Annotated in this window: 24 protein-coding genes; 4 read left to right on the forward strand and 20 right to left on the reverse strand. The window is 40.6% G+C overall.

Annotated features, from left to right (window positions below):
- Nucleotides 1-584 (forward strand): sodium:solute symporter family transporter (locus tag E2K98_RS27480; protein WP_407921238.1); only part of this gene is annotated, 584 nt, incomplete at its 5' end.
- A gap of 450 nt (nucleotides 585-1034) precedes the next feature.
- On the opposite strand, the gene E2K98_RS27485 is transcribed toward E2K98_RS27480, so the two are convergent.
- The 7 genes from E2K98_RS27485 to E2K98_RS27515 all read right to left on the reverse strand — a co-directional run bounded on the left by E2K98_RS27485 (nucleotide 1035) and on the right by E2K98_RS27515 (nucleotide 7251).
- Entirely contained in the window at nucleotides 1035-1574 is a 540-nt protein-coding gene (locus E2K98_RS27485; protein WP_133339823.1) for a DUF1697 domain-containing protein, read from the reverse strand.
- Nucleotides 1575-1602: 28 nt separating this feature from the next.
- The gene (locus E2K98_RS27490) at nucleotides 1603-2394 is read right to left on the reverse strand and encodes a nucleotidyltransferase domain-containing protein (RefSeq protein WP_133339825.1); all 792 of its coding nucleotides are present in this window, start codon (nucleotides 2392-2394) and stop codon (nucleotides 1603-1605) included.
- Nucleotides 2395-2767: 373 nt separating this feature from the next.
- Nucleotides 2768-4195 (reverse strand): Asp-tRNA(Asn)/Glu-tRNA(Gln) amidotransferase subunit GatB, encoded by a 1428-nt coding sequence (gene gatB / locus E2K98_RS27495; RefSeq protein WP_133339827.1) that lies wholly within the window; start codon nucleotides 4193-4195, stop codon nucleotides 2768-2770.
- A gap of 12 nt (nucleotides 4196-4207) precedes the next feature.
- Nucleotides 4208-5665 (reverse strand): Asp-tRNA(Asn)/Glu-tRNA(Gln) amidotransferase subunit GatA, encoded by a 1458-nt coding sequence (gene gatA, locus E2K98_RS27500; RefSeq protein WP_133339829.1) that lies wholly within the window; start codon nucleotides 5663-5665, stop codon nucleotides 4208-4210.
- A gap of 14 nt (nucleotides 5666-5679) precedes the next feature.
- Entirely contained in the window at nucleotides 5680-5973 is a 294-nt protein-coding gene (gene gatC, locus E2K98_RS27505; RefSeq protein ID WP_133339831.1) for an Asp-tRNA(Asn)/Glu-tRNA(Gln) amidotransferase subunit GatC, read from the reverse strand.
- Nucleotides 5974-6380: 407 nt separating this feature from the next.
- Complete coding sequence (fosM, locus tag E2K98_RS27510; protein WP_133339901.1) at nucleotides 6381-6806, reverse strand: FosM family fosfomycin resistance protein; 426 nt, start codon at nucleotides 6804-6806, stop codon at nucleotides 6381-6383.
- Between the two features lie 22 nt (nucleotides 6807-6828).
- Complete coding sequence (locus tag E2K98_RS27515; RefSeq protein WP_133339833.1) at nucleotides 6829-7251, reverse strand: hypothetical protein; 423 nt, start codon at nucleotides 7249-7251, stop codon at nucleotides 6829-6831.
- A gap of 222 nt (nucleotides 7252-7473) precedes the next feature.
- Here E2K98_RS27515 and E2K98_RS27520 point away from each other — a divergent pair, with 222 nt between their 5' ends.
- Nucleotides 7474-8118, forward strand: a complete 645-nt coding sequence (locus E2K98_RS27520) for a lysozyme family protein (RefSeq protein WP_133339835.1) — start codon at nucleotides 7474-7476, stop codon at nucleotides 8116-8118.
- A gap of 17 nt (nucleotides 8119-8135) precedes the next feature.
- A complete protein-coding gene (locus E2K98_RS27525) occupies nucleotides 8136-8594 on the forward strand; it encodes an OsmC family protein (RefSeq protein WP_133339837.1) in 459 nt (152 codons plus the stop codon).
- A gap of 160 nt (nucleotides 8595-8754) precedes the next feature.
- Here the strand turns inward: E2K98_RS27525 and E2K98_RS27530 are convergent, their stop codons facing one another.
- The 9 genes from E2K98_RS27530 to E2K98_RS27570 form a co-directional block, all read right to left on the reverse strand.
- Nucleotides 8755-9189, reverse strand: coding sequence for a YueI family protein (locus tag E2K98_RS27530; protein ID WP_133339839.1), 435 nt, complete (start codon nucleotides 9187-9189; stop codon nucleotides 8755-8757).
- Nucleotides 9190-9446: 257 nt separating this feature from the next.
- Nucleotides 9447-10733 (reverse strand): isocitrate lyase, encoded by a 1287-nt coding sequence (gene aceA / locus E2K98_RS27535; RefSeq protein WP_133339841.1) that lies wholly within the window; start codon nucleotides 10731-10733, stop codon nucleotides 9447-9449.
- Nucleotides 10734-10781: 48 nt separating this feature from the next.
- On the reverse strand, nucleotides 10782-12374 hold the full coding sequence (gene aceB, locus E2K98_RS27540; protein WP_133339843.1) for a malate synthase A: 1593 nt from the start codon (nucleotides 12372-12374) through the stop codon (nucleotides 10782-10784).
- A gap of 187 nt (nucleotides 12375-12561) precedes the next feature.
- Complete coding sequence (locus tag E2K98_RS27545) at nucleotides 12562-13614, reverse strand: glycoside hydrolase family 15 protein (protein ID WP_133339845.1); 1053 nt, start codon at nucleotides 13612-13614, stop codon at nucleotides 12562-12564.
- A 90-nt stretch (nucleotides 13615-13704) separates the two neighbouring features.
- Nucleotides 13705-14322, reverse strand: a complete 618-nt coding sequence (locus E2K98_RS27550) for an NAD(P)-binding protein (protein ID WP_133339847.1) — start codon at nucleotides 14320-14322, stop codon at nucleotides 13705-13707.
- Nucleotides 14323-14367: 45 nt separating this feature from the next.
- On the reverse strand, nucleotides 14368-15825 hold the full coding sequence (cobA, locus tag E2K98_RS27555) for a uroporphyrinogen-III C-methyltransferase (protein ID WP_133339849.1): 1458 nt from the start codon (nucleotides 15823-15825) through the stop codon (nucleotides 14368-14370).
- Between the two features lie 29 nt (nucleotides 15826-15854).
- Nucleotides 15855-16175 (reverse strand): nitrite reductase small subunit NirD, encoded by a 321-nt coding sequence (nirD, locus tag E2K98_RS27560; protein WP_133339851.1) that lies wholly within the window; start codon nucleotides 16173-16175, stop codon nucleotides 15855-15857.
- A 240-nt stretch (nucleotides 16176-16415) separates the two neighbouring features.
- Nucleotides 16416-17402, reverse strand: a complete 987-nt coding sequence (locus tag E2K98_RS27565; protein ID WP_133339853.1) for a hypothetical protein — start codon at nucleotides 17400-17402, stop codon at nucleotides 16416-16418.
- Between the two features lie 24 nt (nucleotides 17403-17426).
- Nucleotides 17427-17684, reverse strand: coding sequence for a hypothetical protein (locus E2K98_RS27570; RefSeq protein WP_165976407.1), 258 nt, complete (start codon nucleotides 17682-17684; stop codon nucleotides 17427-17429).
- 343 nt (nucleotides 17685-18027) lie between these two features.
- On the opposite strand from E2K98_RS27570, the gene E2K98_RS27575 reads away from it, so the two are divergent.
- Nucleotides 18028-18849, forward strand: coding sequence for a hypothetical protein (locus E2K98_RS27575; protein ID WP_133339857.1), 822 nt, complete (start codon nucleotides 18028-18030; stop codon nucleotides 18847-18849).
- Nucleotides 18850-18900: 51 nt separating this feature from the next.
- On the opposite strand, the gene pruA is transcribed toward E2K98_RS27575, so the two are convergent.
- From pruA to pcrA, 4 genes are all read right to left on the reverse strand, one after another.
- Complete coding sequence (gene pruA / locus E2K98_RS27580; protein ID WP_133339859.1) at nucleotides 18901-20448, reverse strand: L-glutamate gamma-semialdehyde dehydrogenase; 1548 nt, start codon at nucleotides 20446-20448, stop codon at nucleotides 18901-18903.
- 135 nt (nucleotides 20449-20583) lie between these two features.
- Complete coding sequence (locus E2K98_RS27585) at nucleotides 20584-21729, reverse strand: CamS family sex pheromone protein (protein ID WP_133339861.1); 1146 nt, start codon at nucleotides 21727-21729, stop codon at nucleotides 20584-20586.
- A 14-nt stretch (nucleotides 21730-21743) separates the two neighbouring features.
- The gene (gene ligA, locus E2K98_RS27590) at nucleotides 21744-23750 is read right to left on the reverse strand and encodes an NAD-dependent DNA ligase LigA (RefSeq protein ID WP_133339863.1); all 2007 of its coding nucleotides are present in this window, start codon (nucleotides 23748-23750) and stop codon (nucleotides 21744-21746) included.
- A 26-nt stretch (nucleotides 23751-23776) separates the two neighbouring features.
- The gene (gene pcrA / locus E2K98_RS27595; protein WP_133339865.1) at nucleotides 23777-26017 is read right to left on the reverse strand and encodes a DNA helicase PcrA; all 2241 of its coding nucleotides are present in this window, start codon (nucleotides 26015-26017) and stop codon (nucleotides 23777-23779) included.
- Nucleotides 26018-26072: the final 55 nt, after the last annotated feature.

Here is a 26072-nt window from a genome sequence, read left to right on the forward strand (position 1 = left end):
CTGCACATAAACTGGATAATCCAGAAGCTGTATTTATTTCATTGAGCCAGATCTTCTTCCATCCATTATTTGCAGGATTTGCTTTAGCCGCAATTCTTGCCGCTGTTATGAGTACGATTTCTTCACAATTAATCGTTACCTCTAGTGCGTTAATTGAGGACTTATATAAGGTTGTTGTCCGTAAAGGCGCTAAGGATAAAGAACTTGTATTCTTAGGAAGAATGGCAGTGCTAATTGTCGCTGTTGTTGCTTCCGCTCTTGCCTTCAAGCAAAATAGCACAATTTTAAGCCTTGTTGCTTATGCCTGGGCAGGATTTGGAGCTTCTTTCGGTCCAATCATTCTTTTAAGTTTATTCTGGAAAAAAATGAACAACTGGGGTGCCCTATTCGGAATGATTGTGGGTGCGGTTACAGTTATCGTTTGGAAGAACGTTGGTTTAGGTGATACTCTTTACGAAATCGTTCCAGGCTTCGTCCTCAACTTTATCGTTTCTGTTATCGTCAGCTTGGCTACACATAAGAAAAACGATGAAATTGAAAAAGAATTTGATGAAAGTGTCCGTTTGTTAAAAACTGGAGCATAATCGTTCAACCCGCTCGGAATTGATCCGGGCGGGTTTTATTTTTTGTTTTGAATGCCATTTCATCAGCGCTCTTTCTGAGATTTAGTCTTCATGACCCTATGAAGACCGTTTCGTTGGCTCTCTTTCTAAGATTTTGCCTTCATTGACCCTTTGAAGACCGTTTCGTTGGCTCTCTTTCTAAGATTTTGCCTTCATTGACCCTTTGAAGAACATTTCGTTGGCTCTCTTTCTGGGATTTGGTCTTCGTCCCCCTTTTGAGGACCAATTCATCTGCTTCCCTCATGAGATTTGGTCTTCATCTCCCTTTTGAAGAACATTTCGTCGACTTCCCTCAAGAGTTTTGGCCTTCATCCCCCTTTTGAAGAACATTTCGTCGGCTTCCCTCATAAGATTTGGTCTTCATCCTCCTTTTTAAAGAACAAATTCAGCACCAATTCTCCCCTGAGACTTTTATATTTCCATTTCTTTCACCATTGAATCTAGTTTCATTACCGTTTTCCAGTTTCGGACAGTCGCAGGAACCCCTAGCTTCGGAAGCTGGGCTGCCAGCTTTGAATTCCGTATACTTTGACGGAAGAATAAGTATACATCCTGCCCTTCAATAAAATATTCGTCATCACCTTTATTAAAGTTTTGAAGATGGCTAATCCCTTCCTCAGGAGGCATACCTGCCAAAAAGGCCACATGGACACTTTCGCCTTCTAAAAGATTGTCAGGAGAATATGGGCATTTCTCGATAATCTGATTCAATTCCAAAGCAGTCCTAATGACAACAGTGACAAAAAAACCAAACTCTTTCTGGATTGCCTCCTCTATTTTTTGAGTCAGTTCCGCGGCAACCTCCTCCGATTCAAAGACAACATTTCCACTTTGAATATAAGTTTTTACTTTTTTTAATCCCATCGATTCTAACAGCTTTTTTAAATCCGCCATTTTAATCTTATTATGACCGCCTACATTAATTCCACGTAATAAGGCAATATAAACCATTCCAAAACCTCACTTTACAGGTTTAAACCTATTTCCCCCAAACCTCATCCAAAGCTTCTCTAAAAAGCCGATTAAGAGATTCTGTTGGATTTGAGATCTCATTCTTTACACCTTTTATATAATTTTCAAGATGTTCAAACTCTTTCTCCACATATTCCTTAATTCGATCCATTTTTAAATCGACTATTAAATCTTCCCCAGCTATTTTTCTATTTAAGAGCATTTCGATGTCCTCTTTCAGCTTTCCGAAAGGGAGAAGCCTCTCAACTAGGAAGCGAAGTTCTATAGGAGGGAAAGTATGATTTATTTCAATCCACTTTATAATCAAAAGAGGGCGGATTACATTCAAATACTTTTTAACTTTAATGTCATTCCCCTGACGGATGTCCCAAAAATTCCCTTTCGCCATTTTAAGATAATGATATATGCAGGAAATCGGAGAAAAAGTTTTCTGTTCTAACTCCCTCATCCGATCCATTGTTGAAAATGGCTCTGTATAAACGATACTAGAATGCAGCCATTCCAAAAGGGAAGGGTTCGATTTCCGAAATAGCCTTAATGCCTTTGTTAATTCCCAACCACTTATATCCAAAATTGATTCACCAAAAGGAAATGCCGATCTTGGAACCTCCAGGACATCTTTTCCTTGGTCAATGGATAAATACCATTCCCTCTTATGAACATAAATAAATCTTACATCATAATCACTAGCGTCAGATGAAAGCCCCCATGCCCTGCTCCCTGAATCACAAGCATAAAGGACCTTCATATCTTTATCCATTTCCAAGGTCATCAAAACCTTTTGAATTTGTTCCCTCATAGCAACCCTCTTTTCATCAAACTTCGACCTAATTCTCCATACATTCTTTCCAATCAATCGTTTGATTAAAAATGCTATAAGCACTTTAAAATAAGAGTTTCTTATAAAATGCGACTAAAAAGAATGTCAATATTTAGAATTGACCTTAGGGTATTATGTAAAACGCTGCTAAACAATGTCATACTAACACCATTTCTACATCTGTCGACACTATTCATTACGTTTCCCTTTTAACCAAACGTTTGAGTAAATCCAAAATAATCCTTTTCACTACTGGCTTTTTTCCTGGGAAATGATAAAAAGAATGTCGATTATTGCATCGACAATTTTCTATAAAAATAGCTGGCAGTTGGAATGCTGCCAGCCAAATTCATTATCTTTTTTGTAATTCCTGTTGCAATAATTTATTAACCACCTGCGGATTCGCTTGTCCTTTGGTAGCTTTCATTAATTGACCGACCAGGAACCCTACTGCTTTCTGTTTACCATTCTTAAAGTCTTCAACTGACTGTGGATTTGCATCAAGAACTTCGGCAACAATTTTCAGCAATGTTCCTTCATCAGAAATTTGCACAAGCCCTTTTTCCTTCACGATTTGCTCCGCATCACCGCCATTTTCAATTAATTCCTTGAAAACAGTTTTAGCAATTTTAGAAGAAATGGTGCCATTTTCGATTAGTTTAATCATACTTGCCAAACCTTCTGAAGTTAAGGCTACCTCGTGCAGTTCTTTTCCTTCAGCATTCAAATAGCCTGAAACCTCGCCCATAATCCAGTTGGAAGCCAGCTTCGCATCAGCACCGGCATTTACGGTAGCTTCAAAGAAATCAGCGGTTTCTTTTATTACCGTAAGAACCTTTGCATCGTAGACAGGTAATCCAAGTTCTTCTACATAACGTTTTTGACGTTGGTCCGGAAGCTCAGGGATTTCCGCACGAATGCGTGCTTTCCACTCATCATCAATATAAAGCTCAAGCAAATCTGGTTCAGGGAAGTAACGGTAATCATCCGAACCTTCCTTCACCCGCATTAAGAGTGTTGCACCAGAAGCCTCATCAAAGCGGCGTGTTTCTTGGTCAATTTTTCCACCTGCAGAAACAACTTCTCTTTGGCGCTTTTCTTCATATTCAAGACCTTTACGAACAAAGTTAAAAGAGTTTAGGTTTTTCAATTCCGTTTTTGTACCAAATTCCTCTTGTCCAAACGGACGAATCGAAATATTAGCATCACAACGAAGCGATCCTTCCTCCATCTTACAATCAGAAACACCTGTGTATTGAATGATTGATTTCAATTTTTCAAGATAGGCATAGGCCTCATCAGGCGTACGGATATCCGGCTCAGAAACGATTTCAACAAGCGGTGTTCCTTGACGGTTGTAATCACATAATGAGTAGCCTTTTTCATGGTTTAACTTTCCGGCATCCTCTTCCAGATGGATCCTGGTAATTCCAATTTTTTTCGTATATCCGTTTACTTCAATTTCAATCCAGCCATGCTCACCAATCGGCTGGTCAAATTGCGAAATTTGATACGCCTTTGGATTATCCGGATAAAAATAGTTTTTACGGTCAAATTTCGTGTGGGTTGCAACCTCGCAGTTCAAGGCCATGGCCGCCTTCATTCCGAACTCCACTGCTTTTTTATTAAGAACTGGAAGAACCCCCGGATAACCAAGGTCAATTACACTAGTATTTGTATTCGGCTCAGCACCAAAATGGTTTGGACTTGCCGAAAAGATTTTTGATTCCGTTTTTAATTCGACATGGACCTCAAGTCCAATTACTGTTTCAAATTCCATTCTCTTCACCCCCTACAGTCCTGGCTTCTGTTTATGAAAGTCTGTTGCCTGCTCAAAGGCATGTGCTACACGATAAACCGTTGCTTCATCAAAGTGTTTACCAATGATTTGTAAACCAAGTGGCAGACCACCATCAAAGCCGCACGGTACAGAAATACCAGGTACTCCTGCCAAGTTCACAGGAATTGTTAAAATATCATTTACATACATCGTTAACGGATCATCGATTTTTTCTCCAATTTTAAAAGCTGGAGTTGGTGTTGTTGGACCGACAATCACATCATATTTTTCAAAAACATCCTCAAAATCTTTCTTAATCAATGTACGAGCCTGCTGTGCTTTTTTATAATAAGCATCATAATAACCTGAGCTTAAAGCAAAGGTACCGAGCATAATCCGGCGTTTTACTTCATCACCAAAGCCTTCTGCTCTTGTCTTTTTATATAAATCGATTAAATTTTCAGCGTCCGGTGTACGGTATCCATAACGAACCCCATCAAAGCGGGCCAGGTTAGCAGATGCTTCTGAAGAAGAAAGTAGATAATAGGTTGCAAGCGCATATTTGGAATGCGGCAGAGAAACCTCTTCCCAAACGGCCCCTAATCCTTCAAGAACCTTTAAGGCATCTAAAACAGATTGACGAACCGTTTCATTGACACCTTCCCCAAGGTATTCCTTTGGAACAGCAATCCGTAAGCCTTTAATATCACCTGTTAAAGCTTGAGTGAAATTAGGAACATCCACATTGGCAGAAGTAGAGTCCATTGGATCTAGACCAGAAATCGCCTGCAACAGATAGGCATTGTCTTCAACCGTTCTAGTAATCGGACCAATTTGATCAAGTGATGATGCGAATGCCACTAAACCAAAGCGTGATACCCGGCCATATGTAGGCTTCAAACCAACAACACCGCAAAATGATGCCGGTTGACGAATGGATCCGCCGGTGTCAGAGCCAAGTGAAAACAAAACTTCCCCTGCAGCAACAGAAGCAGCAGACCCGCCGGATGAACCGCCTGGAACAGTTTCCAAGTTCCACGGATTGCGTGTTTTTTGGTATGCAGAGTTTTCATTTGAAGACCCCATGGCAAACTCGTCCATATTTAATTTACCGATTGTCACAGTTTCAGCCTTTTGCAGCTTTTGTACAACGGTTGCATCGTAAATAGGATCAAAGTTTTCGAGAATTTTACTTGCACAAGTCGTCCTTAATCCCTTTGTGACAATATTGTCCTTAACACCTATAGGCATTCCAAATAGCAGACCCTCTGCAGAATCTGCGTTAAACTTTTCATCTAGCTCCTTCGCTGTTTGACGGGCACGCTCTTCGTTTAATGTTAAGAAGGCTTGTACTTTGTCCTCTACCTCGCTGATACGTTTATACGATTCATCTACCAGGTCAGAGACTTTCAGTTCTTTTTTATGTAAAAGCTCATGAAGATCTGAAACTTTATAATCAAATAAACCCACTATTCTTGCACTCCTTACTCTCCCAAAATTGACGGTACTTTAATTTGGCCATTCTTATGCTCCGGCGCATTTTTGAGTACCTCTTCACGCGGCAGCCCTTTTTGTGGGATATCTTCGCGCAGCACATTTTTCATATCCAAAACATGATAAGTTGGTTTTACATTTTCGGTGTCCAGCTCATTTAACTGTTCAGCAAAGCTAATAATTGCGTCAAGCTGTTTTGTAAACTTTTCTGCTTCTTCTTCCGTGATGGCAAGCCGTGCAAGATTCGCAACATACTTTACCTGTTCACTTGAAATTCGTGACATATACTTTGGACCTCCTGCTAAAGTTAACAATGTTATTTTAATATTGATGATACCAAACTTTTCTGCGTTACCGCAATGATTCCTCATCAGTATTGGCAAGAGTTTTTACTTTTAATTTAATATTTTTTGAAAAATAAAATTATTTTACCTTATAATGGTAATCTTGGGAATTAGGAGATTTTTTAAGGAGTTTACATTTTGTTCGTGTGGCTGGGTGTCGGAGGTGACCTCAGTTGATTATAGTAACCGGATTATTAAAAAGAATATGTTTGGGAACTAACCGAATGGCATAATTCCCATGTCGTTGAAATTAACACGAGGCGGGCACTATCAGGGCTCCGTTGTTCCTGTGATTCCGATATTTTCACAGGTTCGGGCACTATCCTTGGTCCCCATTACTCTCATTTCTATTTGTCATAAAATTTCATATGCTGTTTCTCCTGCTTATAATAATCCAATCTGTCCTGTAATGTCCCTGTATGAAATTCAAACTTATGACCATCCGGATCGGTGAAGTAGATAGATTTTTTATCCTTTTCATCCCTTGACCGGCCTGAAAGAATCGTAACCTGCAAATCTTCGAGTTTATTATATATTTTAATATAATCTTCCTCATCGATTGAAAAAGCAAGATGAGTATAGGACTCGCTTATTTCATTACGAGGGATATTCTCCTCAACATTTAATGCCAGCCATATACCATTTAAATCAAAATAAGCCGTACTTCTCCCTTTCACTAATAGCTTGGCACCAAATACATTTTGGTAAAATTCTATTGATTTCTCCAAATTGGAAACTGAAAAAAGTAAATGATTTAATCCTTTAATCCCCATACCACAACACCTGCTTAATGTGTTATTGAAACCGGCTCCCATTATTATATCCCCGATGCTCAACTGAACTTTCAACGGCCCATTTTAATAGACTTGTTCGTTCGAAGTATTGTTTTCCGTTCACAACGATATAAGGAAGCATTGTGCCACTAAATTCACCGGATTCAGTCAAGCTTTGGCTTTCAGCTGAAATAATCATTTTTAACTCATCTGTTTTTAATCCTAGTAATTTGGAAGCTTCGTTGATATTCATCATTACGGCTACTTGATCCGCATTTGTTGCAACTTTTGAAACAGATTGTTCCTGAAAAGGCTTGAAAGTAACAATTGAGCATCCAAGGACAATTCCCAAGGACAAAATGATGGAAGCTGCTAAAAAAGATTTATTCTTAGAGTCACATCCTAATCCGACAATTTTTTTGCTTGGTTTGATGTAAATAACCATTTAAATAGGCAACAGTGGGATTTTTAAATAAACGTTTGTTTAAAGAAGAAATCCGTCATACCAAGTCGAAAAAAGTCTATTAGCTGTTTTAACTTCAATCCTTATACTATATTCTCGATAATTCCAATAAATCCCTCTATTTATGCAACCCCTCATATTTCCTTACTATTTAAGATTACGTTATAATAATCAGGTAGAATTAGAAATTGGAGAGGTAAGTGAATGAAACGAAGACGGAAAAAGAAATCCCGTTTGATTACGCTCCTGTTTATGCTTTGTTTTGCCTTTATTCTCATCAGCAAATTGCTTGAAGGCAATCCTCCTGATATTTTCAACAAGTCCTTCGTAAATGTTAAAAAATATGAACCTTTAATTCACAATGAATTGAAACAATACAATATGGAAAAATACACTCCGGTCCTCGTTGCTTTAATGCAGCAGGAAAGCCACGGCAAGGGCGGGGATCCGATGCAAGCCTCTGAATCGGCCGGACTCGCACGAAATACGATTCAAGACCCGAAGGAAAGCATCCGTCTCGGGGTAAAACATTTTCGACGGGCAGTCATTTATGGAAAACAAAGAAAGGTAGATTTTCCAACCATCATCCAAGCATATAACATGGGGACAGGGTATATCGATTATATCGCCGAGCACGGCGGTAAGCATAGTGAGGAATTAGCGAAAAAATTCTCCTTACAACAAGTTAAAAGAAATCCAACCATTTATAATTGCGGCGGAAACAAGTTTAATTTCCGTTATCCTTATTGTTATGGTGATTATACGTATAGTACGAAGGTAGCCAAAAACATTCAATCATTAGCAGAAAACGTTCCGGCTTCCGGGATCGAAAAATCGTTCAACTTTTAAAATCTAGGAGGTTCAACATGGCTGAACATCGATTTCTTTTAAAAGCAAACTGGCCGGGATTACGAAATGATGTGGGGGAAATTGAGGCACGAAACTTAAAAACGAAAATCTCAATCCCACCTGAAATGGATGGCCCCGGGGTTGGCACCAATCCTGATGAAATGCTGCTTGGTGCAGCAGCAACCTGTTATATCATCACTCTCGCAGCGATGATGGAGCGAAGCCATTTGGATAAGGTGAGTTTGACCATGGATTCAGAAGCGATTGTCGATGTAACAAACGGGGTTTTTACGTATAAAAAAATCATCCATCGGCCGCATATTGTGTTGAGAGCCGCAGCCTCTGAAAAGGATTATTCTCTGGCCCAAAAGCTTGCTAAAAAGGCTGAGACCTCTTGCATGATCAGCCGGGCTATTCAGGGAAATGTTGAGTTGGAATTGCAGGCTTTGGTAGAACGAGTATCTGGTGAATTATAGTTACTACCATTCGTCATTTTTTTCATACAATTGCATGGAAAAATCCTTTACTAATAACCTTTTTAACCATTTTAATCAAACGTTTGGTTAAACAGGGAATTTGTTGAAGGTACCCGAGAATTGTTGTAAATAGTAAATAGCGCTTGGTTCCATCCAAGCGCTATTTCCGATTAAAGAGTTTTGCAAAAAGGCTCTTTTTCTTTTTCGTGTCAAATTGAATCGGTGCCTTTTTAGTAATAAAGATTTCTTCTTTGTCTATCGCATGGTCTAACGCTAAGACAAGCCCAATCTCTGTATCGTGGTCCTTATTGGTCACAATCGTATGCTCCATTTTATATTTGGCCGCCAGTTTTACATACTTCGATAATTGTCCGTAGTTCATTGTTCCGTTTAAAAACAAATGAGCTTTCGGGTTCTTCTTTATCTCCTGCTCCACTTGAGGATAGATCTCAGCTTCGCCAACCTGACCTTTTTTAAGAGCAATGATAATCCGCTCACGTAATGTCCCTAAAAATTTCCGCCTTTCCTCCGGCTTAGTTTCTAGGGGGCCGTAGATTCCCTGCTGTAACACCTCATCAACAGATGGCTTTCTCAAAAAATCAACTCCATTATAAAGGCTACTTATTTTTATGATAGGACAAGGAAAAAGGTTCCCTACTAAACATTCATCCACTAATCCCTTCTATCAGTTTATTATATGTTTACTTTCCAGTTGTTGCACTTTACCTTCCACTTTTGCTCATTTACTTTCCACTATGACCAAAATACATTCCACTACCATTTAATCATGATAATAATTCTAGTAGAGACAAAAAAATCCCTCCCCCACACATAAGGAGAAGGATTCGCTCTTTATTTTTTCGAAGAACTAAATTGCTCTTCTTCAGTTGATCCTTTTAACGCTGTGGTTGAAGAGGTGCCTCCTGTAATGACCATGGATACTTGGTCAAAGTAGCCAGTACCAACCTCGCGTTGGTGGCGGGTAGCCGTGTAGCCGTATTGCTCACTGGAAAACTCAGCCTGCTGCAATTCGGAGTAAGCCGCCATACCGCGCTCTTTGTAGCCGCGGGCAAGCTCGAACATGCTGTGGTTCAAGGCATGGAACCCTGCAAGTGTAACGAATTGGAACTTATAGCCCATTTTTCCGAGCTCTTGTTGGAATTTCGCAATTGTTTCTGGGTCAAGTTTCTTTTTCCAGTTGAAGGAAGGTGAACAGTTATAGGCCAGTAGTTTGCCAGGGAACTGTTCATGAATCGCTTCCGCAAACTTTCTTGCTTCCTCTACATTTGGTTCAGAAGTTTCACACCAAATTAGGTCAGCATATGGTGCATAGGCTAAGCCGCGGGCAATCGCTTGATCAATTCCGGCTTTTGTCCGGTAAAATCCTTCAGGAGTCCGTTCTCCGGTAATGAATGCCGCATCGTTCATATCGATATCACTGGTAATCAAATCGGCAGCATTAGCATCTGTACGGGCAACAAGCACAGTTGGAACACCCATTACATCAGCAGCCAAACGAGCTGCAATCAGGTTACGAACAGCAGTTTGAGTCGGCAGCAATACTTTTCCGCCCAAGTGACCGCATTTTTTCTCAGAAGAAAGCTGGTCTTCAAAGTGTACACCGGCTGCGCCTGCTTCAATCATGCCTTTCATCAATTCAAAGCAGTTTAGCTGCCCGCCAAAGCCTGCTTCCGCATCGGCTACAATTGGGGCAAACCAATCGATAGAGTCGTCACCTTCAGAATGGGTAATTTGATCAGCACGTTGAAGCGCTTGGTTAATTCGCTTTACCACGCTTGGTACACTGTTTGCAGGGTACAAGCTTTGGTCAGGGTACATATGTCCTGAAAGGTTGGCGTCAGCTGCTACCTGCCAGCCGCTTAAGTAGATCGCTTTCAGTCCGGCTTTTACCTGTTGAACCGCTTGATTTCCTGTCAGCGCACCAAGCGCATTGATGTACTCTTCTTCATTTAATAGCTTCCAAAGCTTTTCTGCACCTTTTTTCGCTAAAGTATGTTCGATATCAATCGAACCGCGAAGCTTAATAACGTCTTCTCCCGTATACGGTCTTGTAATTCCATTCCAACGGCTATCCATTTCCCAGCTTTCTTGTAATCTTGCAGCTCTTTCATTTGTCATCTTAAATTCCTCCCTATTAATTTAGTAAACTATTATTTATCAAACTTTCTATAAAAGCTCGTAACCCGGTAAGGTTAGAAACTCAGCAAACTCATCATTTTGAATCATTTGGTCAAATAGTTCTGAAGCTTCAGCAAACCGCCCATTCTTATAAGCTTCAGCACCTATTTCCTGTTTGATTTTTTCTAGTTCTTCCACCTTGAAGGCCTGATACAGTTCTGCTGTTACCTTTCGGCCGTCCGTTAACACACCTTTGGGATGGCGGATCCACTGCCAAAGCTGTGCTCTTGAAATTTCAGCCGTTGCCGCATCTTCCATAAGGTTGTGAATTGGCGCTGCACCTTTTCCATCTAACCAAGAAGCAACATATTGAATTCCAACATTAATGTTGACGCGAACTCCTTCTTCGGTAATCGTTCCATTCGGCACCTCAAGTAAATCTTGAGCCGTAACCGTGATGTGCTGCTGTTTTTGTGTATTAATTTGGTTAGATGCAGGCATTTCGCGGTTAAACACCTCTAATGCAACCGGGACAAGTCCAGGGTGGGCAACCCATGTCCCATCATGACCATCGCGAGCCTCTCGTTCCTTATCGGCACGAACCTTCGCAAAGGCTCCTTCATTCGCCTGCGGGTTATTGCGAATCGGAATTTGTGCTGCCATCCCTCCCATTGCCGGTGCCTTTCGTCGATGACAGGTTTGGATGGTCAATAACGAGTATGACCTCATAAAGGGAACCGTCATGTTAACCTGCGAGCGATCCGGAAGAATTACATCCTTCTGGTTACGGAGCTTTTTCAAGTAACTGAAAATATAATCCCATCTGCCACAGTTTAAGCCGGCAGAGTGTTCCTTTAATTCATATAAAATTTCGTTCATTTCAAATGCTGCCAAAATGGTTTCGATTAATACAGTTGCTTTAATCGTTCCTTGCGGGACACCGAGTTTATCTTGTGCGAAGACGAAGACATCATTCCAAAGGCGGGCTTCTATATGACTCTCAAGCTTTGGAAGGTAAAAATATGGACCCGTCCCTCTTGCGAGCAAATTATTTACGTTATGGAAAAAGTACAATCCGAAATCGAAAAGGCTTCCGGAAATCGGCTTTCCGTCTAGTAGTACATTTTTTTCTTCTAAATGTAATCCTCGTGGTCGAACGAGCAGTACTGCTGTTTTTTCATTCAGGGTGTATTTTTTACCATTTTGATTTTCAAAAGAAATCGTCCGATTTACTGCATCCCTCAAGTTGATTTGTCCTTCGACGATGTTCTTCCATGTCGGTGAAGTGGCGTCTTCAAAGTCGGCCATAAAGATTTTCGCATCAGAATTCAGAGCATTAATGACCATTTTCCGGTCAGTCGGACCGGTAATTTCAACCCGGCGGTCCTGAAGATCCTGTGGCAGGGGAGCAATTGTCCAATCTCCATTACGAATATGTTTCGTTTCAGGAAGGAAATCCGGAAGCTTTCCGTTGTGAATTTCCTCCTGTCGTTTCATTCTGTACTGTAACAGTTCAACTCTTCTTTCCCCAAAGTTTCGCTCTAGTTCTTCAATAAAATTTAAAGCATCGGATGTCAAAACCTCATCATACTGGGCGTTTATGGCACCCACCACTTCAATACCAGTCGTTTGCGTCGACATGAACTTAATCACCTCTTTGTTATAATACAGCATCTATCCTCGTTTTGTATTATATAACACTAAAAATAAAAAGGGAACTACTTTTCAGAAAATTTTTTAAAAATAGTCAAAATAATCCTAAAGTAGTATTTTTCAGCGACAGAGATAATAAAAAGGCCGTTGGATCAATCCCAACGGCCTGAAATTTTTACATAATCCGTTCATATTTCTCTTTCGCTAATATATACAGGGCGCTTCCCCACCCCAATGGCGTGTTGGAATTATAGTCCGAAGATTGGGCAAAATAAAGTTCCGGAAGACTGCCATCACTGAGCATGACTTTTTCTGTCTGCTGAATATAAGCATGGGCTTTTTCCATATTTCCTAATTCTAAATGACAAAGGGCAAGCCACGGAAGCCCAAAGGTCCATTCTGCTTCCGAACCAAAATAAAAAGATAACTCATGATGCCGTCCTTCATGCTCCAAAAGTGAATAATAGGAGTCACCCTGATAGCGAATCACGCCCCGGTCCCTTAGTAGATTTATTTCAACCTGCTTGAGGATTAATTTTGCATCTTCCCCATCTACAACACCGTAAGGATAGATTAAGCTCATCTGCGCTAAGTCACAGGGACGGTCGATACTTTCACGTGGAAATAAGGCAGATAAAGTCCATTTCCCTTTTTCAATCCATTCTCCCGGAACAAAGACCAAATCTTGAACAGCCTTAAGTCCAGCCACACAGGCACCAACAGAACTGGTATGCACTTCGCGCCATTCTTCCCACATCCCATTATCCGCATCCTCCCAATAGTGAACGCAGCCTAAATACCCGACAAGCTTTTGAACGATTTCATGATCTTTTCCATCTCGAATAATCTGCTTCCCTCGTTTTTGCCCCATTCCGATTCCCCAAAGAATTGCCCCAATCGCATCATGCTGGGCATGTCCCCATGGTGTATCGATTTCTCTTACATCATGGGCTGAATAGCGGGAATGTATATATTCCCATTGCTCAATTGGCCTTTGGAGATTATGGATATCCAGTTTCCATTCATATTCTCGGAATAAATCTAAAATCCGGTGATAGGTCATTTCATAAATCCCATTGTCCTGTTCTAAATAAGGTAAGGACATGTAAAAAGAATCTCGAAGCCAAACGTAGTGATAATCATTTGATGAAGAGGCCAAGTATAATCCATGCGGCAATCGTAACTGATCCAAAATTTGATAGCTGTTGCTTATTTTTTTGTTATACATCCTACACCCTCTGTTCTGTGTTTTACCTCCTTTTTTTCCAAATTCTTATGTATTTATACGAAAAAAGCAGGCACCTGTAACGGTACCCGCTTAAACCAACTCGTTATATAATTTTTGAAAGTCTTCTTCTCGATTGTTGCTTTTTAAAAATTCCTGGCTGACAATAGCCGTTAATAGCTTTCTTTTTACAGAAGGGTCTTTCACTTCTTCCAAAATCCGCTGCCGTACCGTAAAAAGAAACTCAAGATAGCTCTCATAGGATTCATCAAACTGCTGTTCCAGCCCTGAACGGATTCGACTTGCCAAAATCGGGCTTGCCCCGCCCGACGAAACCGCAATATTTAAACGCCCCCGTCGAACCACTGCCGGAACATGAAAATCTGAGCCATCAGGATCATCCGCGATAGTAATAAGTTGATGGGGACCTGCTGCAGCTTTGACCAACTGATTGATTTCCCTATCATTCGTCGCGGCGAACACTAAAGGGGTTTCGGCTAGGTCCTCTTCAGAAAATGCCCGGCAATACCATGAAACCTTACCCTCAGTAACCAGTATTTGAATTTCTTCGGTTACTTCCGGGCTAATCACAGAAATCTCCGCGCCAGTATTAAGCAGACCAAATATCTTGCGCTCCGCAACCTTTCCGCCGCCAACAATCACTGCCTTCTTTCCTTCCAAATTCATCATAATTGGATAACTTACCTTCATGTTCTCGCCTCGTTATGCCCGCTTATAAATGAGCAGAAACATTTTTTATTGTAACTCTACACCATTTTGCTCCGCTAAATACTCTATCAAAGCGGCTTTTGTTGCCTTTGCCGGCATATTGGGATTCATCAACCCCGCTCCCCTAACAGCAGCCATCGTTTGTTTTCCCATACAAACCACATGTGAATCTCTTACATCCTCCTCTATAGCAATGCCGCATTCCCTTAATGCTTCAAGAACGGGTTCCACGGATGCACTGCATGGAAAAATGATTGTATCGACCTGAGCTTCCCCGAACATTCGCTTAAAAATCGGCATGAATTGCCTATCAATTTCTTTTATACTCGTCACGATTACATCAAATACTCCATAATTCTCTGTATTTTTCAAAACACTGTTGTCACCGACAATGAGCAAACTCCCTGAACCATACATTTCTTCCGCCAACGTGGCGGTAAATCCCCGGTCATTTAAGGCTTTTATCGTCTTAAATGAAGGACCGTAAAAATTAGCCCTGATATTTCGAATATCGATTTGATTGTCAATTAACGCTTCGAAAAATTCAGCAACGCTTTCGGGCTGGGCAAACAGGATCTTATCATAGGCTGTCACTTTTTCTAAGTCAATATGAACCGATGTCTTTTTCCATTTTGGAAATTCTATTACATCCGCTCCATAATCCATTAATTCCTTTGCCAATTCGCTCAGACCATTGCTTGTCCGGGCTAATAATATTTGCCGGCCATACAACGGCTTTTTTTCAAACCAGTTGATTTTTTCCCGAAGTGAAATTACATCGCCCACCAGGATAATGGAAGGATTCTTAAACTTGGCAGCTAATGCCTTCTCTGAGATATCTGCTAATGTCCCCTGCAATGTCTTCTGACGGCCAAACGTGCCCCATTGAATTAATATCGCAGGAGTCGAAGAAGATTTGCCGTGTGCGATAAGGTTTTCACAAATGAGCGGTAAATTTCCAACTCCCATGTAAAAAGCAATCGTATCCACTCCGCGTGCAAGGCTTTCCCACTCAAGCAACGGCTCTCCATCTTTAGACTTTGCATGAGCGGTTACGATTGCAAACGATTCTCCATATTCCCGGTGAGTGACAGGAATTCCTGCATAAAGGGGGGCCGCAATTCCCGATGTGATTCCTGGAACGATTTCAAAAGGTATCTGAAACTGTGCTAGGGATTCCGCCTCTTCCCCAACGCGGCCAAATACACCCGGGTCTCCGCCTTTTAAACGAACAACCTTCTTGCCTTCTAATGCTTTAGCGACTAAAAGTTCATTGATATTCTCTTGCCGCAAAATATGACGGTCAGGTAATTTTCCACAATATATAAACTCACACTCTGAGGGTGCATATTCTAGCAGCTTTGGATTGGCAAGCCGGTCATAAAGTAAAACTTCAGCCTGCTTAATGGCCTCCAAGCCTTTTACCGTAATTAACCCGATATCCCCTGGGCCTGCACCAACTAAAAATACTTTGCCTTTTCTCATCATGCTGCCTCCTTCCCATCTTTGGTGTCCTATAAAACAATAAATACAATGTTCTCTTTTATTTCTACCTTAAATGTACGTACCTTACCACTTTCCGGCTCCTGAACTTTACCATCCGCTAAGGAAATCTTCAAATCATAGACAGGACAATATAAGTATTCGCCGTTGATAATTCCTTTAGAAAGTACTCCACCTTTTGGAATCGGACTGCGATTTTCAATTGCAAAAATCTTTCCGTTTGACAATTTAAAAAGTGCTATTTCAATTTGATCAATTTTGATAGAAAATCCTTTTCTTTCTTTAAGATTCGAATAATGCGCTACAGGAATTCGTGTGATTGTTTTAAACATTTTACTCCACTCCCTGCCTTGATTGAAAGCCTTAATATATTATATATTCCCGAATTTTTTTAATCTTTCTTATATTTTAACACGGATTTCAACTCTCATTTTTGCTTTTTCTATAACTAAATTGTAATCATTGTTCTCATAATAAATTGTGGGATTTGTCACTTTTAACCCCTATAAGCGAATTGTTTCACAATATTGTCATATAAAAAAGGTGTCCCTTTGAGGAACACCTTTCATCTTTTATGCAGGTTGCTTTCTTTTGGGCCGAATTGGCAGTTTTACTACTTCGGAAGCAATCACCGGAACAAACAAGCCGATTATCGCAACCGGTATAGCCTCCCACCATACTAATGGCGGTGTGATTAGTAAGCCAAGGCGATTAATGGCAAACAAAGTTAGAAAATAGAACAAACTACCGGCAAGTCCGGCGAGCCAACTATCCCTTCTGAAAACTAAATAAAAAATCGGGATAAATAAAAGTGTCACCGGGACATAGGATGTTGGATAATGAACAAGATAAAAGGCCGATTTAAAGATAAAACGTAATAGGATATAAAGTGCCGCTGCCATAACTGGAATAGTATATTCCCGGCAAAGTTTATTAACAATGACTGTAAACAGGGCTACAAATAATACCGAATAAAGCGGATACACCCATTGGGGGATCCCCCCAAAGATTTGCGACGCAGGGTCTGAGATCAACTGTAGAATTTCTTTTGAGGCAATGGAACGTCCATGAATATATTGATCATAGGATATTGCTCCGTTTTCCTGCTGCATATTTGGAAACATTAAGCATTCCAGCAAAAACATCGCAAACCAAGTATGCAGTGATTTCCATGATGGTATTTGATCCTGAGAAAACTTAAAATAGGCCCGCCATACACCGATAATCATAATATCTGTCGCAATATAATAAATAAAGTGGGTTGGACTCCAGGTGGTTAAATCAATGCCGTAAGCGATATGATAGCTAAAGTCTAAGGGGATACCAATTAAAAATAAAACATATCCAATCGTTACAAGATTTCGCGAAAACCGATCCATGTAATGCAGCTTCCGCCACTCTTTAAATAATAAAAATGCCCCAATCGCAAAGCCAGTAAAATTAACAATATGCGGTATGGAATATTCCTCAAATAAATACTTAAAATGGTAAGAGGCATCCCAAGCAGATCCAATGAACTTTAATAAGAAGGCAATGACCCAAATTCGATAATATTTCAAAAATTTAAACCTCCTCTTTATCCCCTATCCAAGCAGGTCAAATATATCCCCGTACACTGCAATTAAAATATAATTAATCGCCAGTGCAATTCCGAAAGTAATTCCCGATTTAAGGACATTTTTTTGTCTAAATAATTTAACAATAAAGAAGACCCCCGCAATGACCAAGAAAATGTTACAGGCTAATAGGGACCAAATCAAGCTGGGGCTCTCACTGTGGGGCACAGCGGTAACATGTAATAAATATTGTGGCAACAATGAAAAAATCTCCATCTTTTTCAATCCACTCACCTTTGGTAAAAGTAAAAAACTAGATCATTTATTCCTTAATCATAGCATTCTCCGCTTGTTATTTGGATATTTATTTACATTATTACCTCATATTGGATTGATAGGTAATCTCCGTAATTTTTATTATAATCAATAATGCATATAAAGTTATTAAGGAATAATTAAATTTGTCGTAATTCTTTTGACTTCGATGTATGATCCATTTTTATCAATCATTTGTATTCCTTTACTTCTTTTGAATGCTTGCTTAGTATTAATTAGTATATGCAATCGATTAGCAAACTAAAATAACTTCTTGTAAAAATTGATTAAGTTGGAAAGGAGCCTGTCCGTTTTGAAAAGCGTTAAATTGATTTCAATCCTTTTAGCTATCACCCTACTAACCTCCTGTAATCCCATTAGGGTTCCGAAATCGACAATGGACCATCAAATGAGCTCAATGCCTCAGAATGTAATCCCGACAAAATCTGAATGGAAAACACCTGAGACACTAAAGCCGAATAAGAGAATTCCCATTTCAATTCTGATAAGAGATAAATCCAATAAACCAATCCAAGCGTTTGAAACGGTCCATACCAAAAAAATGCATTTAATTATTGTTAGTAAAGATTTATCTTATTTTTCTCATCTCCATCCGATTTATAAAGGAAATGGGGAATTTGATATTTCGACGGCCTTTCCAGCAGGCGGGGATTACCAACTAATTGCAGAAGTTACACCAAAAGGCGGCGGGGATAATAGTGTGGAAAAGCATTGGCTTCATATCGACGGGCCTATCCCTAAATCTAAACCACTCATTCCAGATCAAAAGTTAACGACAATGGTCGATGGCTTAAAAATAACTTTATCCTTCGACCATTTAATGGCAGAAATGAACTCAAACATGACCTTTATGATTCGGGATGCGAAGACGAATAAACCAATCAAAAACCTCCAGCCCTATTTAGGTGCACTGGGCCATGCCGTTGCCATAAAAGATGACCTGCACGAATATCTTCACATTCACCCAATGACAACCAAAGGAAACGGACCAAAAGTAACATTCATGACCTACTTCCCCCAAAAAGGTATCTATAAAATTTGGGGACAATTTCAATACCAAGGACGCATCATCGTTGCTCCCTTTATCGTGGACGTACCTAAAATGAATATGTAATTCGACAAAATTCGGGTGGTGACAGGCACCACCCGAATTTTGTCGATTCTATTAGTATAATTCAGAGGTTGTTTTTGCTTGCATGTGTAGCAATAGATAATCTGGGCCGCCTGCTTTGGAGTCAGTTCCGGACATGTTGAAGCCGCCGAATGGCTGGTAGCCAACGATGGCACCTGTACAGCCGCGGTTGAAGTAAAGATTACCAACATGGAAATCCTCTCGGGCTTGTTCCATATGCGCACGGTTTGAAGTGATGACCGCACCTGTTAAGCCGTATTCAGTGTTGTTGGCAATTTCAATTGCTTCATCAAAGTTTTTCGCCTTTGTGATGCCGACAACTGGTCCAAAGATTTCTTCCTTCATAATGCGGGCGTTTGGAGCAAGGTCAGCAAAAACAGTTGGTTGAATGAAGTAGCCCTTTGAATTGTCCCCTTCACCTCCGGCCATTAATTTACCTTCTTGTTTTCCAATTTCGATGTATTCCATGATCTTTTTGAACGCGTTGTTATCAATTACTGGACCAGTGAAAGTGCCCTGTTCAGTAGGTTCCCCCACTGTTAATGGTTTTGTTAACTCAATAACACGGTTTAGGACTGTATCATATACATCTTCAACGATTACTGCACGAGAACATGCAGAACATTTTTGACCGGAGAAACCGAAGGCAGAAGCAACAATGGATTGTGCAGCAAGCTCAAGATCTGCTTCACTGTCAACAACAATGGTATCTTTACCTCCCATTTCTGCAATCAAGCGCTTCATCCAGATTTGACCTTCATTTATTTTTGAAGAACGTTCAAAAATACGGAGACCAACATCACGGGAACCTGTGAAGCTGATGAAACGAGTATCTTTATGATCAACTAAATAGTCACCCACTTCTGCACCGCTTCCTGGCACAAAGTTTAAGACACCCTTGGGAAGACCTGCTTCTTCCATTACTTCAACAAATTTAGCAGCAATAATTGGCGTAGTAGACGCTGGTTTTAATAGGACCGTATTACCAGATACAATTGCAGCAACCGTTGTACCTGCCATGATTGCAAATGGGAAGTTCCAAGGTGAAATAATGATTCCTACACCAAGAGGTATATAGTCATAACGGTTGAATTCATTTGGACGGCTTTGAACGGGTACACCATTTTTAATTGCCAGCATTTGACGGCCATAGTATTCCAGAAAGTCAATACCTTCTGCTGTATCAGCATCTGCTTCTCTCCATGGCTTACCTGCTTCTTTTGTCATCAAAGCTGAAAACTCATGCTTGCGTCGGCGAATAATCGCAGCCGCTTTAAAAAGCACATCAGCACGAACTTCAGCTTTCGTTTTTTTCCACGTTTTGAATGCTTCTACTGCTGCCTGCATCGCTTTTTCAGCAAGATCTTTGTTTGCTTTCGAAACGCGGCCAATTACCTCTTCTTTATTCGCTGGGTTATAGGAAACAATTTTATCTTCAGTCGCAATTTTTTCACCGCCAATCACAAGGTCATAATCCTTGCCTAAATAACCTTTAACGGTTTGTAATGCCTGAAGATAAGCTTGGCGGTTTTCATCAACCGTAAAATCTGTGAGTGGCTCATGTTTGTAAGGTTGTACCATGTTTGAAACCCTCCTATGTATTAAAAACGTTTACATCCAATTCACTTTATAGTATCAATCATTTGAACTATAGTTATAACCTGAAAAAAAAGATCCGGGGCCGGCCCCGGATCTGGTTTTAAAAAAGTATAATATTTAGTAAATATGAACAAACGGTTCTGTTTCGTTTGCCTTTTTGACTATAAGTGCCTCAGGACCATCAACGGATGTTACACTGACGGAAACCGAAATATATTTCGGAAAACGATCCATGACCAGACCTGTTACATATTGGGTAAAGCCGACAGCTTCCATTTTTCCATAGAATTGAATCGGAATTGAGATTTTAAGATCTTGGAGTTGATCGCCAACATAAAAGGCTCTGCCAATTACGCCGTTATAATTTGGAAAATACTCTTCAACATCCTGCTTAAAGTTTAAAAATGCAGTAAGGTCATCCCTATGCTTATCTTGTGCGTCGGTTGACGGGAATAAGAAGTATTTTTCGTTTACTTTTTCCCAGCCATCTATACTTGAACTGCCGGCATCTACATTCGTGTACGCAAAGAAATTACCTGGAACAACCGATGATTTGCTCTGTGTTTCAAATAAGGCAATTGTCACTGGTATATTCCCCAATTTTTTCATACTGCGAATACGTTTTAATACTTCCGCGGCAATTTGTTCTCCTTCGCTTTTCATTTTAGAATAGTCTATTTTCTTCTCATAGGTCGGCCCGTATTGAACCGTTTGATAATAATAAATCGAATTTAATGCAAGTCCAATTGTGATTCCGCCCAATTTAACTGTACCTTTATCCGTTTTTGTCAAATAATCATGCTCCAAAATATGAGCAAGGTAAATCGGCGTTTCCCCTTTTCCGGTATCGAGCGGATTTAAACCGATATTTTCAGATGATTTTAATCCTTGTTCCTTTAACTGAGCCTTTGTAAATTTTCGATTTAACCAAAGTTTAATCGTATCCCGTTTAATTTGCTGTCCCTCTTGAAAGTAATATTGATCTGTATCAAAGGTATTTTGGGCAATCCGCATTAAACCTGTTTCAAATTCATCAATATCGTATCTCGTGTTAAGATTGCCGACAATCATCCCGCGGGCTTCCCCAGGTTCAAATGGTAAAATCGTCCGATAATACTTGTCGGAAATATTATATTTAGGAATAATTGCTTTTCCTTTCGTTTTCTCTTTTGTTTGCACGACCTCATCCTGCTTTTGAAAGTTTAATGAACAGCCGCTGAGCAGAAGGACAAACGAAAAGACAAGCAGTATAAGCTTTTTCACGGTGGTAACACCTCTTATTTATTTAATTCAACTAATAGCTTCTCTTCGTCCCATACTTCAATTCCTAGTTCCTGCGCTTTGGAAAGCTTAGAACCGGCTTCTTCTCCGGCAATAACCAGATGCGTTTTTTTACTAACACTTCCAGCAACATTGCCGCCTAGTGCTTCAATTTTTTCCTTGGCTTCATTCCGCGATAGTTTCTCTAGTTTCCCTGTAAGGACAATTGTTTTTCCGGCAAAAATGGAATCAGACTCCGCTGCTAAAACTGGTTTGGCCCCTTTGTAGTCCATATTGACTCCATAAGAGGATAGTTCCTTAATCAACGAGGACACTTCTTCTTGTTCAAAAAAAGTAACAATAGAATCGGCCATTTTCTCCCCAATTTCGTTAATAGAAATCAATTGTTCCTTTGTCGCGGCGGCAAGATGATCCATTGAACCAAATTCCTGCGCTAATGTTTTTGCCGCTTTTGCGCCTACATGACGAATTCCAAGACCGAAAAGCAGTTTCTCAAGTGAATTGCTTTTTGAAGCCTCAATTGCCTTTAACAGATTGGAAACTGATTTTTCCCCCATTCGTTCAAGGGCTAAAAGCTGCTCTCTTGTAAGCTTATAAAGATCAGCGACATCGGCAATTAATTTTTCAGTAAAAAGCTGGCTGATGACTCTTTCCCCTAGACCCTCGATATTCATGGCATCTCGCGAGACAAAGTGTATCAGACCTTCGCGGATTTGTGCCGGGCATTTTGGATTGATACACCGTAAAGCAACTTCCCCGTCAAGACGGACAAGCTCACTTTCACATTCAGGACAATGCGTTGGCATGTAAAAATCTCTTTCCGTGCCTGTCCGCTCTTCAGCAAGGACATTTACGACCTCCGGAATAATATCGCCAGCCTTTTTAATCACGACTTTATCGCCAATTTTTAAATCCTTTTCACGGATTAAATCTTCATTATGCAAAGAGGCACGCTGTACAGTTGTCCCAGCTACCTTAACCGGTACAAGAATCGCGGTTGGAGTTACCACCCCTGTACGGCCAACACTCAGTTCAATATCTAATAATGTTGTGACTACCTCTTCAGCTGGGAATTTATACGCAATCGCCCAACGTGGGCTTTTAGCTGTTGTCCCAAGCTGTTCCTGCTGCTCAAGTGAATCTACTTTAATAACAATCCCATCAATCTCATAAGGAAGATGCGGGCGCTTTTCAACCCAGCTGTTGACATACTCAATCACATCATCAATTCCTGAACATTTTCTTCGCTCTTTATTGGTTTTAAACCCGAGAGCATCCAAGTAATCAAGTCCTTCACCATGGGAGGTTACACCTAACCCTCCAATATCACCAATACCGTATAAAAAAACATCGAGATTTCGCGACGCTGCCATTTTCGGGTCAAGCTGTCTAAGGGAACCAGCAGCTGCATTTCTCGGGTTTGCGAAAGGTTCTTCACCATTCTCCTCTTTCACCCGGTTTAATGCTTCAAAGGAACGCTTCGGCATAAATGCCTCTCCACGAACCTCGATGGAAACATTCTCACGTAAACGTAATGGAATTGATTTAATCGTTTTTAAGTTGGCCGTAATATCTTCGCCAATCGTACCGTCCCCACGCGTAGCCCCTTGAAGGAACAATCCATTTTCATAGCGTAAGGAAACGGCCAGCCCATCAATTTTCAATTCGCAAACATAGGAAACGGTATCACCCACCGCTTGACGAACCCGGCGGTCAAAATCTCTTAAATCTCCGTCATTAAAAGCATTACCAAGGCTAAGCATCGGGGTACGGTGCTCAACCTTTTCAAAAAGATCTAATATAGGACCGCCAACACGTTCAGAAGGCGAATCAGATGTTTTCAATTCAGGATACTTTTCTTCTAGCTTTAACAGTTCCTGCATTAAACGGTCATACTCCAAATCCGGAACGGTTGGTTTGTCCAGCACATAATATTCATAGCCATATTGATTTAATAGGCTTTTTAGTTCATTGATTCTTTGTTCCGTTAGTTGAAGGTCCATAAATCCAGCCCTTTCTTCATTGATTCTTATGCCTTTTTAATCGGCGCAAATTTGGCAAGCAAACGTTTGATTCCTGTTGGACTAGGAAAAGCAATATCGAGTTCAGTTCCTTCTCCTTCGCCCTTCACGCTGACAACCGTTCCTATTCCCCACTTACCGTGTTCGGCTTTATCGCCAACTTTCCAGCCAACTTGATCTCCGCCGGTCGTGGCTGCAACTGGCCGCATCACCGGTTTTCTCGCAGCAGGGGCTCCAAATCCAGTACCGGAACCGGCAAACGAACCTCCTCTTGAACCAAATGTAGAACTCTTCCCAGCTTTTGGAACCGCATCTTCCAAAAGATCTTCAGGGATTTCCTTAATAAAACGGGAAGCCGGATTCATGTTTGTTCGGCCAAAAAGCGTCCGCATTTGAGCATTAGTCAGAAATAGGCTTTGTTCCGCCCTGGTAATTCCCACATAGGCCAAGCGGCGTTCCTCTTCCATTTCCGCTTCCTCCATAAGGGAACGGCTGTGTGGGAATACTCCCTCCTCCATGCCAATAAGGAAGACAACAGGAAATTCCAACCCCTTTGCTGAGTGCAAGGTCATCAGCACAATCGAATCCGCTTTTTCCACTTCTTCATCCATTGAATCAATATCCGCAACAAGGGCTAAATCCGTTAAAAAGGCAACAAGGCTTTTGTCCTCGCTTACGTCCTCAAAGTTTTTCGTAACAGATAATAATTCGTCCAAGTTTTCAAGACGGCTTTGTGCTTCAAGTGATTTTTCTGCCTTTAGCATCTCACGATAACCGGATTTCTCTAGGATTTCCTCGACCAATTCCGTTACGGATAGGAATTCCTGCATTTGTGTATAGTTTCGAATGAAGTCCCTGAAATCACGGGCTGCCTTCGTAATTTTAGGACTTAAACCAATTAATTCAATTGAATCTAAGGCTTGGTACAATGAAAGACCATGCATTGCTGCAAAGTCAGCAATTTTATCAACTGAGCTTGAGCCGATACCGCGTTTCGGAACATTTATGATTCTCCGCAGGCTGATATCATCGTCTGGATTTGAAATCAATCTTAAATAGGCTAACATGTCCTTGATTTCTTTTCTGTCATAGAACTTGGTACCGCCGACAATGCTGTACTCAATATTTGATTTCAGCAAAACTTCCTCCATTACACGGGACTGTGCGTTCGTCCGATAGAGGATAGCAATTTCCGAAAGCTTGTGCTTACCATCACGGGTCAATTCTTTAATTTTGCCAGCAACAAACTGTGCCTCACTCTGTTCGCTATCGGCACGGTAATACATAAGTTTATTTCCCTCTGGATTTTCTGTCCAAAGGTTTTTCGCTTTTCTATTCAAATTGTTTTCAATCACTTTGTTCGCCGCAAGAAGGATTCTTTTCGTCGAGCGATAGTTTTGTTCTAAAAGGATAACGGTGGCGTTTGGATAATCTTTTTCAAAAGATAATATATTCGCAATATCCGCACCACGCCATCTATAAATCGACTGATCAGAATCACCGACTACGCAAAGATTTTTAAATCGCATTGCCAGCAGCTTTACTAATAAATACTGGGCTTTATTCGTATCCTGATACTCGTCGACATGAATATATTGGAACTTCCGCTGATAATATTCTAAAACATCCGGAACACGACGGAACAATTGAATGGTCATCATGATTAAATCATCGAAATCAAGCGCCTGATTTTTTCGCAAACGTTTTTGATATTCTTCATACACATCACTAACGACCTGATCAAAGTAACCGCCTGCTGTTTTTGAATATTCCTCAGGGTCAATTAATTCGTTTTTGGCAGAACTGATTGCCCCGAGCATCGCCCTCGGGTCAAACTTTTTCGGGTCAATATTCTTATCTTTTAAAATTCCTTTAATAACCGATTGTTGATCCGTTGTGTCAAGAATCGTGAAATTTCGATTAAAGCCAATCCGGTCAATATCTCGGCGTAAAATTCTTACGCACATTGAGTGAAAGGTGGAAATCCAAATTTCTTCCGCAGCTCCGCCCATCACTTTTCCGATTCTTTCTTTCATCTCTCTTGCCGCTTTATTTGTAAAGGTGATCGCCAAAATATTATATGGATTCACCCTTTTTTCCACAATTAAATACGCAATCCGATGTGTTAACACTCTTGTTTTACCGCTCCCGGCACCGGCCATTAGTAATAAAGGTCCGTCCGTACACTTCACAGCGCTTTGCTGTTCCGGATTTAAGCCATTTAATAGCTTTTCGGATAAGTATTGCATTTTCATCACCGCCAAATCAAACATTTGTTCTTATTTTATCATTATCTTTACTCTT

This window comes from Bacillus salipaludis (assembly GCF_004358205.1).

What these genes read in the sequence shown, in the direction of transcription:
- gatC (WP_133339831.1), bottom strand. Translation starts at nt 5,973, where the DNA reads ATGTCACGAATTTCAAGTGAACAGGTAAAGTATGTTGCGAATCTTGCA.
- gatB (WP_133339827.1), bottom strand. Translation starts at nt 4,195, where the DNA reads ATGGAATTTGAAACAGTAATTGGACTTGAGGTCCATGTCGAATTAAAA.
- ligA (WP_133339863.1), bottom strand. Translation starts at nt 23,750, where the DNA reads ATGGACCTTCAACTAACGGAACAAAGAATCAATGAACTAAAAAGCCTA.
- E2K98_RS27490 (WP_133339825.1), bottom strand. Translation starts at nt 2,394, where the DNA reads ATGAGGGAACAAATTCAAAAGGTTTTGATGACCTTGGAAATGGATAAA.
- E2K98_RS27545 (WP_133339845.1), bottom strand. Translation starts at nt 13,614, where the DNA reads ATGTATAACAAAAAAATAAGCAACAGCTATCAAATTTTGGATCAGTTA.
- nirD (WP_133339851.1), bottom strand. Translation starts at nt 16,175, where the DNA reads ATGTTTAAAACAATCACACGAATTCCTGTAGCGCATTATTCGAATCTT.
- fosM (WP_133339901.1), bottom strand. Translation starts at nt 6,806, where the DNA reads ATGGGGATTAAAGGATTAAATCATTTACTTTTTTCAGTTTCCAATTTG.
- E2K98_RS27485 (WP_133339823.1), bottom strand. Translation starts at nt 1,574, where the DNA reads ATGGTTTATATTGCCTTATTACGTGGAATTAATGTAGGCGGTCATAAT.
- E2K98_RS27520 (WP_133339835.1), top strand. Translation starts at nt 7,474, where the DNA reads ATGAAACGAAGACGGAAAAAGAAATCCCGTTTGATTACGCTCCTGTTT.
- pruA (WP_133339859.1), bottom strand. Translation starts at nt 20,448, where the DNA reads ATGGTACAACCTTACAAACATGAGCCACTCACAGATTTTACGGTTGAT.
- E2K98_RS27515 (WP_133339833.1), bottom strand. Translation starts at nt 7,251, where the DNA reads ATGGTTATTTACATCAAACCAAGCAAAAAAATTGTCGGATTAGGATGT.
- aceB (WP_133339843.1), bottom strand. Translation starts at nt 12,374, where the DNA reads ATGTCGACGCAAACGACTGGTATTGAAGTGGTGGGTGCCATAAACGCC.
- aceA (WP_133339841.1), bottom strand. Translation starts at nt 10,733, where the DNA reads ATGACAAATGAAAGAGCTGCAAGATTACAAGAAAGCTGGGAAATGGAT.
- cobA (WP_133339849.1), bottom strand. Translation starts at nt 15,825, where the DNA reads ATGAGAAAAGGCAAAGTATTTTTAGTTGGTGCAGGCCCAGGGGATATC.
- E2K98_RS27550 (WP_133339847.1), bottom strand. Translation starts at nt 14,322, where the DNA reads ATGAAGGTAAGTTATCCAATTATGATGAATTTGGAAGGAAAGAAGGCA.
- pcrA (WP_133339865.1), bottom strand. Translation starts at nt 26,017, where the DNA reads ATGCAATACTTATCCGAAAAGCTATTAAATGGCTTAAATCCGGAACAG.
- E2K98_RS27525 (WP_133339837.1), top strand. Translation starts at nt 8,136, where the DNA reads ATGGCTGAACATCGATTTCTTTTAAAAGCAAACTGGCCGGGATTACGA.